Annotated in this window: 10 protein-coding genes; 6 read left to right on the top strand and 4 right to left on the bottom strand. The window is 41.2% G+C overall.

Annotated elements, in window-relative coordinates; genetic code table 11:
* Positions 1-37: 37 nt before the first annotated feature.
* Together recC and C9J40_RS16930 are read right to left on the bottom strand one after the other, a co-directional pair.
* Positions 38-3499 carry an exodeoxyribonuclease V subunit gamma gene (gene recC / locus C9J40_RS16935; RefSeq protein ID WP_107247504.1) on the bottom strand — a complete coding sequence of 1154 codons (3462 nt, stop codon included), beginning with the start codon at positions 3497-3499 and terminating at the stop codon, positions 38-40.
* 202 nt (positions 3500-3701) lie between these two features.
* The gene (locus C9J40_RS16930; protein ID WP_107207747.1) at positions 3702-4694 is read right to left on the bottom strand and encodes a TDT family transporter; all 993 of its coding nucleotides are present in this window, start codon (positions 4692-4694) and stop codon (positions 3702-3704) included.
* Positions 4695-4903: 209 nt separating this feature from the next.
* On the opposite strand from C9J40_RS16930, the gene C9J40_RS16925 reads away from it, so the two are divergent.
* Positions 4904-5791: a LysR substrate-binding domain-containing protein gene (locus tag C9J40_RS16925; RefSeq protein ID WP_107247503.1), complete on the top strand. Its 888-nt coding sequence runs from the start codon at positions 4904-4906 to the stop codon at positions 5789-5791.
* Between the two features lie 27 nt (positions 5792-5818).
* On the opposite strand, the gene C9J40_RS16920 is transcribed toward C9J40_RS16925, so the two are convergent.
* Positions 5819-6505, bottom strand: coding sequence for a DNA-3-methyladenine glycosylase I (locus C9J40_RS16920; RefSeq protein WP_107207749.1), 687 nt, complete (start codon positions 6503-6505; stop codon positions 5819-5821).
* Between the two features lie 81 nt (positions 6506-6586).
* On the opposite strand from C9J40_RS16920, the gene C9J40_RS16915 reads away from it, so the two are divergent.
* Together C9J40_RS16915 and dapD are read left to right on the top strand one after the other, a co-directional pair.
* A complete protein-coding gene (locus C9J40_RS16915; protein WP_107207750.1) occupies positions 6587-6892 on the top strand; it encodes a YebG family protein in 306 nt (101 codons plus the stop codon).
* A 339-nt stretch (positions 6893-7231) separates the two neighbouring features.
* Positions 7232-8263: a 2,3,4,5-tetrahydropyridine-2,6-dicarboxylate N-succinyltransferase gene (dapD, locus tag C9J40_RS16910; protein ID WP_005371559.1), complete on the top strand. Its 1032-nt coding sequence runs from the start codon at positions 7232-7234 to the stop codon at positions 8261-8263.
* A gap of 78 nt (positions 8264-8341) precedes the next feature.
* Here the strand turns inward: dapD and C9J40_RS16905 are convergent, their stop codons facing one another.
* Positions 8342-8680, bottom strand: a complete 339-nt coding sequence (locus C9J40_RS16905; protein WP_107207751.1) for a hypothetical protein — start codon at positions 8678-8680, stop codon at positions 8342-8344.
* A 317-nt stretch (positions 8681-8997) separates the two neighbouring features.
* Here C9J40_RS16905 and gadC point away from each other — a divergent pair, with 317 nt between their 5' ends.
* The 3 genes from gadC to C9J40_RS16890 are packed head-to-tail and all read left to right on the top strand — an operon-like array spanning position 8998 to position 12886.
* Positions 8998-10515, top strand: a complete 1518-nt coding sequence (gadC, locus tag C9J40_RS16900) for a putative glutamine/gamma-aminobutyrate antiporter GadC (protein ID WP_107247502.1) — start codon at positions 8998-9000, stop codon at positions 10513-10515.
* 10 nt (positions 10516-10525) lie between these two features.
* Entirely contained in the window at positions 10526-11470 is a 945-nt protein-coding gene (gene glsA / locus C9J40_RS16895) for a glutaminase A (RefSeq protein ID WP_045153922.1), read from the top strand.
* A gap of 15 nt (positions 11471-11485) precedes the next feature.
* Positions 11486-12886, top strand: a complete 1401-nt coding sequence (locus C9J40_RS16890) for a glutamate decarboxylase (RefSeq protein ID WP_045084825.1) — start codon at positions 11486-11488, stop codon at positions 12884-12886.
* Positions 12887-13221 lie beyond the last annotated feature (335 nt).

Here is a 13221-nt window from a genome sequence, read left to right as displayed (position 1 = left end):
ACAACTAATAATGATTTGCTGGCGGCCACACTACCCCTTATTCCGGCTTTACTTCTTCACTATTTAATACCGCAGCCTGAAGTACTTTCAGTGCCAACACATAGCTATTCTGTGCAAGTTCATCATTCCAATGTGTCCATACTCGATTGATGTATTCATCCGCGCCTTCACCTGCAAAGAAGTAACCATCGTTAAAACAATCTGCCATTTTGCTGTAGGCTTTCTCGATGGTTTGTTCATCGTCTTTCCAGTTACCTTGCTTATCAACACACGCTTGAATACCTGCATGTGCTGTTTTCGGAAAATACGCTAAAGGTTGATTCAAACCTTGGTAATACAACTCGATAAGCTCTTGTAAATAACCTTGTGCTTTACTTGCTTCGATCGCATTAATGACAAGGTGCTTATCGGTACCAATAATATGTGTTTTCTGGTTCAATTCTGGCTGGCTAATCGCTAAACATAAGTGATCACACCAAGCCGCGAGTAAATCTACCGAGCGCACTTTACCACTACGAAAACGCATTAAACCTGATTGATAGCGCTGTTTCAGCCAACCTTGAAGTAATACGGCATGACCATTTATCGTTAGTGTTATTGCCACTTCCTGATCATCTAATGGCGCATGAATTAATGGCTCAATCTGGCTCACTAACTCACGTACTGCTAGACGACTGGCATCTAAATCAATATCACCAAATGCCGCTACAGGTAACTTGCCCGCTGCTTTTTGCTCTTGAGCGAAATGACTGAAGATCTGATCCGGATCTTTATTGGTCATTTGAGCATCAAGCAATAATGCTAATAGCTCATCTTTAACGTGATAACTTTCAAGATGATTCAGCACAAACGGTTCATCATCTTCCAATAATCCCATTGGCGGCTCAAAGTAGACTTTCAAACGACGGTTAAAGAAATAACGTACCGGTAAACGCCAGAAACGCTGCAACTCAGCAAGCTCTAATACTTGTTGTTGCTCATCGGCAATCGGTTCTGGAGGAAGTTCACCTAATTGGAAAGGTTGGCTCGCTTGCCCTTCACGAGCAGCAGCGGGTAGCCATTCAATGGCATAACTGCTATTACTCCCGATAAAAGCACTCGGACTAAATGGCACTAAGGGATGGTGCTCAATCAGTTTTTGTTTAATGTTTTCGGCTGATTGATCGACAGGAAGAGATTCATCCCCCTCTAAGCAATAACCTTGCTGACAATATTCCACCAGCTCACTGACTAGCACAGACGCAATTTTTTCTGCGTTGTCTTGAATTGAGCGACCCACGTAGCTGATATATAAGGTTTCTTGCGCTGATAATAATGCTTCAAGGAAAAGATAACGGTCATCATCACGACGAGAACGATCGCCCGCTTTAGTGCGACCATTCATTAAATCAAACCCTTCAGGGGCAATATTTCGAGGGTAAGCACCATCATTCATGCCAAGCAAGCACACCACATCAAAGGGGATCGAACGCATTGGCATTAAGGTACAAAAATTCACTTGTCCAGCAAGGAAGCGTTGGCTTACTCGCTCACCCGATAACTTATCGCGTAAATATTGAGTTAGCACTGCTGGTGTGATCTCACCTTGATAACCCGCATCATCGAGTTGTTCGTGCAAGCGGTGTAAGTTATCGCGAATAGATTTAAGAACCAGTTCGCCTTCTAATTCCACCGCGAAAAAATCATCCAGCATTTGGTTAAGTGTATCCGCCCACTCTGTCACCAAATGTGGCAGTGCTAACACTTCACGGTAACTAATTAAGCAATCAATAAAGCCAGCTAACTGCCCAGCTAACTCCGCATCAATCCCCTGTACTTGATCGTAAGCAGAAATGCCTTCAAACAAACCAGTATTATGGGGCATGGCATAACCTAACAGCATGCGCTGAATACCAAACAGCCAAGTATTTTGCATCTGCTCAGGAAGATTAAATTGGCTCGATGTATGCTGATCTAAGCCCCAGCGAACTCCCGCTTCTTCGATCCACTGTTTTACTTTCTCAAAGCTTTGGCTATCAAAACCAAACTTATTCATCACCGCAGGCACTTCTAATAGCTCTAACAGTTCAGAAGCATGACAGCGACTATCAGGCAAAGTTAATAAACGTAAAAACGCCAACAATATCGGGTTTTCTTGCTCTGCGGTTCGGTCAGAAATCGAAAATGGAATATAACGATTACCCGGCGCATTACCAAATACCGCTTGGATGGCGGGGCTGTAGGCATTGATGTCAGCCACCATCACGATCACATCACGTGGTTTCAGATCAGGGTTTGCCTCAAACATCGCTAACAGCTTGTCGTGAAGCACTTCAACTTCACGCATTGGGCTATGACATGCATGAATAGAGAGTGAGTTATCATCTGCAGCAATTGGGAATTTATGCTCGCTAGAATCTAATTGGGTATCATCTTGGCGATCAACCAAGTTTAAGATGTCAGCTTGAATGGCATGTAATAAAGTATCTGATTCAATATCAACGAAACCGGCATCCACTTCGTTAACTTGCATCTCCGATAACAAATACATGTTATCGCGACCAAGCTTACCCATAGAGGCTAATAAGCTATTACCGACCATGCCATTTTGCATCTCATCATCATAGTGGCTTTCATCGTTGTCTTTTAGTACTTCAATCGTGGCATCAATATCTTGTTGCTCTTTGATATTATGAAGTTTGACCCGCTTACTGGCAGCGAGTCGCGCAAGGTGTTTACGATCGCGAATATCTCCCCAATAATAACGACAAGGGTTAGTAAACATTAAATGCACATCAATATGCTCACCAATAGCAGCAAGTGCATCTAGATAACGTGGGGGTAATGATGAGATACCAAACACAAATAAACGCTGCGGTAAGCCTGCTGCTATTAATGCTTCTTTACCTTGTGATGCGTTGTAGTTTTGTAGCGTTTCAATAAAGTGTTCGTACAAGTTGGCACGATGATAAGGCGATTGTCCAAGTGCCAAGGTTTGATCATACAGTGCTTGCCATAAAATAGGCTGCCAAGGATGCTCATCTTCTAATTCAGCGACAACTTCCCCCGCTTCCCATTGTTGGATCCACTCAGGGCGATACACTAAATATTGGTCAAAAATATCGGCAATTTTTTCAGCTAACTGATAGCACTTTAAATTGTCGTCATCACCGTCTAAATACCGCTGTAGCGCTTCAAATTCAGGTTGCTCAAACTGTGCTGGTAGCACTTGCATTAACTTCCACGTCATCGCTTCTTTGTTAAATGCACTGCGCTCTGGTACATCAGCGAGGACCTGGGTAAACATCTTCCAAATAAAGGTCGCTGGCAGTGGAAAATCGATATTAGCAGCCACACCCAATGACTTTGCTAATTCCATTTTTAACCATTGCGACATTCCTGGACTTTGTACCAGAATCTGTTCTTTTTCAAATGGATTGGCTAATGGCTTTAGCTTAATAAGCTCCACCAGCAAAGATTTAAGCAAGTCGAGTTGATTTGAATGGTAGACGGTAAACACTAAGGTATCTCACAGCAGGTGATGAATAACTAAATTGTCTACCATGAATTGAACACTGTAAATACATACAGGCAGAAATATTAACAATATTGTCTTAGCCCTAAAACAAAAAAAGCCCGATCTTTCGATCGGGCAACACACAAAACATCAGTGATAGTACAGGCAAATAATCTTAACTCATCTGCCTGTATTACCATCGCTATCAGACATTTTGTGGACAGTGTTCACTGTTATTTTTAAGAAGTCCGAATGGACGATAAAATGCTAAATAACGAATTGCTACATAGCCAATGATAATCGTTGCGATATAAAGCTCAATGGTTGCTAGACCGTGAACTTGTGCCACATAGTGAGCATCAAAGCCGTAATTTTTCATCCACGCTGCAGTTTTAAATAGTGCTGTTGCACCAATTGCCATTGGGAACGTAAAAGCTGCGTAACCTGGGCTGAACTCTAAGCGTAATAAACGGAAGAAAGCTAAGTAAATTACCGCTGTCATCAATACTGCAATACCGGCTAGTAATGCAACCACTACTGGTGATGGGTTTGCCGTTACTGTTAAATAACCTGCGAGTGATAGGCTAGCTGGCGCTGCCATAATCGCAATGGTTGGTTTTGCAGCATCTGGCACTTCATCACGGAACATAAAGCGGTAAATCATCATTGGAAGCATGACTGCGTATGACAACATACCAAAGATTAACAATACGTTTGCTAATGGGTGTAGCTCTGCAATACCTGGGAACGACACATCAGCAACAATAATACCGATTGGCGGTACAAACCAACTTGGCACCATGTGGTGAAGATGGAAGTCACATGCACGGTGGTAAATAAATAGTGTTAAGAAAATAACGTGTAAAATTACCGCGAATAACCAAAGGTAAGCACCTGCTTGCGCTGATACATATAAACCAATCGCTTTTGATACCACCATTAATGCCATCGCAAATGTTGGTACAACACTACCCACTACATGGTGAGATAAATCACCCCATAATAATTTTGGATGGAATATAAATTTTGCAACTAAAACGAGTAGCATCAATGCCGCAATGACTGCACCTGTCATTTGTGCATAACCATGAAGTGTGGCACCATTTTCCCAGCACCATAAAACACTACCAATACCGAGTGCTAAACCTGCCATAGGCGTTGGCGCCCCTGCTACTTTTCTTTTCGTCGTCTTAATCATGTTCTCTCTCCGCCTTTATCTGATAGCTCTTAGCGAATTGTCTGTTTCTTTTGATGTAACTAAGTATATCCAGCTTGATTGTTTTAGAATATCTGAATATATTTAACCACATGTTAAGTTAAACTTAACCAATATTTTAAAGGCGAAATTTTACCGTCATTAATGATAAATAACGACCTTGCACAATGAGTTTTCAACAAAGGATAGTTATGAATATAGCGCTAAAACAATTGAAAGTTTTCGTAACCGTTGCCCAAGAACGTACCATTACCGCAGCCGCAGAAAAGTTATTTCTATCCAAGCCAGCAGTGAGCATGGCATTGTCTGAGCTAGAAAAGCAACTTGATCATAAACTGTTTGATCGCAACAACAACCGCTTACTGATCAACGAACAAGGTAAGAAACTACTGCCTTTGGCTGACGAACTGTTAGCGCGTTCTAACACTATCGAAAAACTGTTTGATCAAGACGATGTTATTGCTGGTGAGCTAAAAATCGGTTCAAGTGATACTGTAGGCAATCAGCTAACACCTTTTTTAATTCGAGATTTCCGCTCAGCGACCCAACATCGTCACCAAAAACTGTTTATTTCTAACACCGCGCAAGTATGTCAGAAACTCACTGAATTTGAATTAGATGTGGGCTTTGTTGAAGGTAAAGTACAGCACCCGGATCTTATTGTGCAGCCGTGGCTCGAAGATAATATGGTGGTGGCTTGTCATCCTAATCATCCACTGACAAAAATTGAAGCATTACGCTTATCTGATCTGGAAGATTCTGAATGGGTTCTGCGCGAAACAGGCTCTGGCACACGTGAGTTTTTCTTAAATCGCTTAGCGCCACGTTTAGAGCATTGGACGCCAGCTTTTGAGCTAAATACTACAGAAGCGATCATCAATAGTGTTTCCGCAGGACTTGGGATCACCTGTATTTCACAACGTGCGGCATTACATGCCGTTGAAGAAAAGCGCATTGTATTACTGCCAATGCCATTAGATATGCGCCGCCAATATTGGCTGATTTTCCATAAAGAGAAGTACCAAAGTCCATTGCTAGAATCTTTTATTCAATTTAGCCAACAATGGACATTTGATTAACCGTCATACTCGTCTTAAATACATCAGTTAAACACGATTATCACCCACACTGTAAGCAATGATTTGGCTGATCTCAGTTAATGATCGGCCAGATTCTTGTTGCCAATCATTAAACGCATGTTGCGCATTTCGCCATGATTTTAATGTGTCTCGTCCACCATCAACAATATCCGTATGACGCAAATAACTTTCCACATCTTTGGTAAACAAGAAACTGTCTTTCCCCATCGCACGTAAACTATAAGCACCGGTTTTGCCGCCTAGACGTTTGCCATGTTTTTTTAAGTACAACCATAAGCCAACGATATCTTGCTCTGGCCACTCGGCAACCATATTGGCAAATGAACCATGCTCGACTGCTGCACGGTGGATCATATTGGCGTTTTCAGGGATCGTCATTACCTTCTTTAAATCACGAATAATTTCGGGATTTTGCGCTTTACGTTCCCACATTTCCTCAGGCATTAAACCCATTTTTTCAATATTAAAACCAAAAAATACCTCTTCAAAGCCAGCCCATTTATTGCGTACAACCTGCCAGCGAATCCCGCACTGAAAGATTTTTTGAGTTAAACACGCAAGCCACCGATCATCTGTGATCGCTTTTAATTCGTTGCAACTAAGTGGCAATGATAATCGCTGTTCTAATGCGATATCGCCCCCTTTTCTTTCTGCTGCTCTGATGTAAATTTGGTCAAATTTTTCTTTGGTCATCACATTAACACGCTTAGCACTGGACGAAGCTAGTATGCTACTGTATAAACAGCCAGTAAATCAATTTCGGAGAGGATGACCATGGCTGTTATCGTCAAATATGTAGTTGAGCGCAACGGAGAAGAAAAGATGACTTTCACCTCTAAATCCGAAGCCGACGCATACGACAAAATGCTAGATATGGCTGACGAGATGTTTACTTTACTTAGCGAAAGTGAGCTTTTCGAAGATGAAGCCAAGCAAGAAGAACTATCTATGTTCTTAGCGCAAAAGCGTGAAGAAGTATTAATTGCGTTAGGCGCGAAAAAAGCAAAACCAGTAGCAAAAAAGAAGGTCGCAAAACCTGAAGTTGTTGCTGATACCCCAGAGCAAGAAGACGCAGCATAATTTTTAAAATTATCCCGTTCGCTGTTGAAAGCCTCCTCACTGGAGGTTTTTTTATAACTCAGCAATAAAAACTCAATTCTACAGCAAATATCAGCCAGTAATTTGTCCCATCTTAAAGGGCTATTCCCTTCTTTTAAGCCAACAGATTCGTAAAAAAAACATCATTTTGCTCTGATTTTTCTTTCGGCTCTTCTATATCTTACCAAGTGTCTTTATTATGGTTTTATTAATCGGGAGTTATCTGCTCGTTGCAAATGATTTCTCGGGCTTATCTTGATGTTCCACCTTACTGTAAGGTGTATTTAACATCACATTTTTTGTAATGGAGAACAGGTAACCATGTCTAGCTTTTCACTTGCCCTAGGTACAGCCACTAAAAACCGTGATGGAAAAATCATTGAAGCGTTTTTCCCAACCCCAACGCTTCATCCATCAGAACAATTAGTAAAAGATATTGCGACGATTGTTGGCTACCGTGGCGGCAACCAAGCGATTGAAGTAACACCAGAACAATGTGCAGCTATCGCTTCAGCATTTGAAGATGCAGACGATGAAGTAAGTGCACAGTTTGCAGCAAAAGCAACACTGTCTTCTCAGCCGCTTGTTATGGTGATGCTAAAAACAGATCTCGCTCCATCATCTGTTGCTGAAGGTTTCTTAAAGCTGCAACTTATCTCGCACCGTTTAGTGAAGCCTCATGGCGTTGTGCTTGACGGTATCTTCGGCTTACTGCACAACATCGCATGGACAAACAAAGGTCCAATTGATCTTCCTGAGCTTGCTGATCGTCAAATGGAAGCCCGTTTAAACGGTGAAACGATCACTGTCGATTGTGTTGATAAATTCCCTAAAATGGTGGACTACGTGGTACCAACAGGTGTTCGTATTGCTGATACATCTCGTGTACGTCTTGGCGCACACGTGGGTGAAGGTACGACAGTTATGCACGAAGGTTTCATCAACTTTAACGCAGGTACTACTGGTGTAAGTATGGTCGAAGGCCGTATCTCTGCAGGTGTTGTTGTGGGTGATGGCTCTGATATCGGTGGGGGTGCATCTATCATGGGTACCCTTTCTGGCGGTGGTAAAGTAGTGGTTTCTATCGGTGAAAACAGCCTACTAGGTGCCAACGCGGGTCTTGGTTTCCCTATGGGGGATCGTTGTACTATCGAATCTGGTCTATATGTAACTGCTGGCTCTAAAGTACAAATGCTTGATGCTAACGGTAAGCCTGTAGAAGTGGTTAAAGCGCGCGATCTTGCTGGTAAGCCTGATCTACTGTTCCGTCGTAACTCTATGACAGGTCAAATCGAATGTCTAACCAACAAAACTGCGATTGAGCTAAACAGCGAATTACACAGCAATAACTAATTTTATTGTCGATAGATAATCGATAACAAAAAGCGGCTCACTATTTTAGTGAGCCGCTTTTTTATAAAAGATTAATACTTATTTTTCTGGTTTAGTGTTATCTACTTTCTTTTTAATAATATAAATAAACGGATTATTAAAAGAAAATTTACTACCTTGAGTCGTTAGTCGACGATCTTTCATCGCCCCTAGTACTTCTTTCTGCGCTTTAATTAAAGCAAAAAATCGCAGCATGATAAAACCTATAAGTACCGGTAAAAAGATTGAACCAGCCTCATTAGATTTCAAAATAAAACTAATAGCTAACCAGCCAGCAATCATTGCTAATAACAAATAAAAAGGGGCGGTCTTCAGTTCTATACGTATTTCAGAGTCCGTTTCACTGCGTTGAAAAAAGAATTTCACTATATTATCCATCTATTAAATCCTTAAACTTAGAATCTCATAGACCGATTAATGCTATCAAGTAAATTTATTTGTTCTATTTCTAATAAGCGCTCATTTAATTTAGATAAGCATAAAAAACAACCACTTCTACTCTTTTTATTCATTAAAACAACATTAATATTTGCAACTTAAAGTATTTTTTTTAGGAATGTTAAATGCAAATGCTTGATGCTACTTTTCTTGCCATTAGGTAACACCTGTCTCCATATAACGTTTATTAAAATGTTATACGCCTACAAGGACACCTAACCCACGCATGTTAAATATGGAAATATAAGTAGGTTTTTATGGCTAGTAACGACAAAATAAATAAAGGGAGGATCGGCGTATTTGCCTTAGCAATGTTAAACATTGTTGCCGTGGTGAGTTTACGTGGTCTTCCTGCTGAAGCGGAATATGGTTTAAGTTCAATCTTTTATTATATTTTTGCTGCGGTTGTTTTTCTTATTCCTGTATCACTGGTTGCCGCAGAGCTCGCAACAGGTTGGTCGGAAAAAGGTGGTATCTTCCGCTGGGTAGGTGAAGCATTTGGTCCAAAACTGGCGCTTGTTGCTATTTTTATGTTGTGGATTGAGGTGACCGTTTGGTTCCCAACAGCACTAACATTCGGTTCTGTTTCCCTTGCTTTTATGGGACCTAACCATACCTTTGACCAAGCCCTATCAGAAAATAAATTCTTCGTACTTGCCATTGTTCTCGCTATTTATTGGATAGCCACTTTCATTGCTCTACGTGGTACTGAAGCTTTCTCTAAAGTCGCTAAATGGGGCGGTTTAATTGGTACTGTTATTCCTGGTATCGTATTAATTGTATTAGGCTTTTCTTATTTCTTCGCCGGTAATACGCCACAAATTCAATTAGGCTGGGATAAACTCATTCCTGACTTCTCTAACTTTAATAATGTTGTTCTTGCTGCCAGCATCTTCTTGTTCTACGCCGGTATGGAAATGAACGCTATTCACGTTAAAGAAGTTGATGATGCGCCACGTAACTACCCTATCGCTATCGGTATCGCTGCACTTGGTACGGTATGTGTATTCGTACTCGGTACATTAGCGATTGCGTTTGTTATCCCTCAAAAAGACATTAGCTTAACTCAAAGCTTACTTGTTACTTACGATGACATGTTTGCTTGGGCTGGTATTAGCTGGGCTGCGCCTGTCATGGCTGGATGTTTAGCTCTTGGCGTACTAGCGGGTGTTGTTGGTTGGGTTGCTGGTCCTTCTTCAGCACTACTTGTTGTGGCAAAAGGCGGTTACTTACCTCGTTTTTGGCAATACACAAACAAACACGGCATGGCATCACATATCATGTTGATGCAAGGTCTACTTGTTACCGCTCTATCAGTCGTATTTGTGGTACTTCCTTCTGTACAAGCGGCTTATCAGATCTTAAGTCAGCTTACAGTGATCTTATATCTTGTGATGTACCTATTGATGTTTGCTGCTGCCATTCACTTACGTTATAGCCAACCAAACCGCCCTCGTGCATTCAAAATCCCTGGTGGTAATGGTGGTATGTGGTTTGTTGGTGGCGTAGGTTTTGTTGGCTCTTTAACTGCCTTCATCTTCTCATTCATTCCACCCGGTCAGATCTCTGTCGGTAGCCCTCAAGAATACGTAGGTATCTTAGTTGTGCTAACCATCATCTTTGTATCTGTTCCGCTATTTATCTACAAAGCCCGCAAACCTCACTGGAAAGATCCAGCGGTTACAGACTTTGCGCCATTCACTTGGGAAATTGAAAACGTTCATCCAGGTGTAATTAACCCATCAGACAAAGTTACTCACACATTGAATCAGTAAGGAAATGAATATGTCGTGTTGTAAAAAAGATGTCGCTGCCGTTATGCAACAAGCGTTTGATTTGCATAAAGGCAACAAAGATGGCGCTAATGCTTCTTACATCCCGTTCCTAGCATCGGTTCCATCTGATTTATGTGGATTGGCTTTCGTCTCTGTCACCGGCGAAGTCATTAAAATCCAAGATGTTGACTATAAATATGCCATTGAATCTATCTCAAAGATCATGACATTAGGGTTAGCACTAGAACAATCAGGTGCAGATGCCATTCACAGTAAAGTCGGTGCTGAACCAACGGGCTTACCGTTTAATTCAGTGATGGCGCTTGAACTCCATAACGGTAAACCACTGACACCGCTTGTAAATGCAGGTGCAATGGCAACGGTAAGCCTAATTGAAGCTGATGATAAAGAACAACGCTGGCAGAAAATTCTCGCGTTTCAATCAGCGCTAGCTGGGGCGAACATTGAGCTTTCAGAGGATGTGAATCAGTCAGAGCAAACAACCAATGCCCATAATCGGGCAATTGCTTTGTTACTAGAATCATCAAACCGTATCTACTCTGATCCACTTGAAGCGTGTGATGTTTATACCCGTCAGTGTTCGACGCTATTAAATACTGTTGAATTGGCAACGGTAGGTGCCACTTATGCTAATGGCGGTAAAAACCCAATTTCAGGACAACAGCTTGTTAGCCCTGAAAATGCCTCTCATATCTTAGCTGAAATGATGATGGAAGGGCTTTACGACACATCGGGCGACTGGGCTTATGATGTTGGTTTACCAGGAAAAAGTGGTGTTGGTGGTGGTTTAGTTACCATTATTCCAAACGTAGGTGCACTCGCTGCATTCTCACCTCGTATCGACCAATTTGGTAATAGCGTACGCGGACAATTAATGATCAAACATGTCGCTCAAACTATGGGCTGGAACTTATTTAACAGTAAGCAACACTAAGGTAGGAAGAAAATTATGGCTCTTCATGAAGTAACACGTAAAACTGGTAATGATCCAATCTATGGCTCAGATACTATTCATAACGTTGCGGCAACTACCAAGCTACCACAGCAAGAACAAGCACCTAACGTGATCTATCAAATGATCCGTGACGAACTTTATCTTGATGGTAATGCACGTCAAAACCTTGCCACCTTCTGCCAAACATGGGAAGAAGATGAAGTGCACAAATTAATGGATCTATCCATTGATAAGAACATGATTGATAAAGATGAATACCCTCAGTCTGCTGAAATAGAAGGTCGCTGTGTTCATATTTTAGCGGATTTATGGAATTCACCAGAATCAGTAACTACCGTCGGTACTTCAACTACAGGCTCTAGTGAAGCATGTATGTTAGGTGGTTTGGCTGCCCTATGGCGCTGGCGTGAAAAGCGTCGTGCTCTTGGTCAACCAACCGATAAACCAAACATGGTTTGTGGTCCAGTCCAAGTTTGTTGGGAAAAATTTGCCCGCTACTGGGACATTGAAATGCGTGAAACAAAAATGGCTGATGGTCATTACTGTATGACGCCAGAAGACATGTTAGAGCTTGTCGATGCAAACACTATCATGGTGGTACCGACTTTCGGTCAAACTTTCACCGGTTTATACGAAACAGTAAAACCGTTATCTGATGCACTAGATACTTACGAACATGATACTGGTAACTCTATCGATATCCACGTTGACGGTGCAAGTGGCGCAATGCTAGCACCATTTTGTGCTCCAGAAATTGATCCTTGGGACTTCCGTTTAGAGCGTGTTAAATCAATAAGTACTTCTGGCCATAAATTCGGTCTAGCACCTTTAGGCTGTGGTTGGGTTGTATGGCGTAGTAAAGAAGATTTACCTGAAGGCTTAGTATTCCATGTTAACTACTTAGGTGGTGACATGCCGACTTTCGCCTTGAATTTCTCTCGCCCTGCAGGACAAATCATTGCGCAATACTACAACTTCCTACGTTTAGGTTATGAAGGCTACAAACGTATTCATGATGCAAGTTACGATGTATGCGAATACCTCGTCAAAGAGTTAAACAAATTTAATCTGTTTGAATTCTTGTTTGACGGTAACCGTGAAAAAGGTATTCCAGCAATTTCATGGCGCTTAAAAAATGATGCTGATGTTTCATTTAGCCTATATGACTTAGCAGATCGTCTACGGACTCGTGGCTGGTTAGTGCCTGCTTATAGCTTACCTGCAAACGCGCAAGATCTTGTGGTACAACGTATCTTAGTTAAACAAGGTCTAACGATTGATTTAGCTAATTTATTGATTGCTGACTTTAAACGTTCAATTGATTTTCTAAATACACATGCACAAGCTAAATGCACTGCTGAAGATGTAAAAACATTTGATCATAGTGGTCGCTAATTATATTTACATCTATTTTAAATAAAGGCTGGTTTTGCCAGCCTTTATTTAACTAATATTAATAAACCAAAATCGCCTACTATTATTAATCGCCAAATTCTCTTTAATATTATCAAAGTAACCTTTCAATCGCCCCTTCAGCTTATCTGCAGATAAAAACAAATAAAAAGAGTCTTAATAAATAATTTAAACCCTCCTATAAAATAACCTAAAAACAGTCACTAAAAACAGTCACTAAAAACAGTCACTAAAAACAGTCACTAAAAACAGTCACTAAAAACAGTCACTAAAAACAGTCACTAAAAACAGTCACTAAAAACAGTCACTAAAAACAG

Origin of the sequence: Photobacterium sp. GB-72, from assembly GCF_003026095.1 — a bacterium.
In the GTDB taxonomy this organism is placed as follows: Bacteria; Pseudomonadota; Gammaproteobacteria; order Enterobacterales; family Vibrionaceae; genus Photobacterium.
The sequence above is the reverse complement of the archived record's forward strand: the minus strand, read 5'-3'. Positions and strand labels throughout refer to the sequence as shown.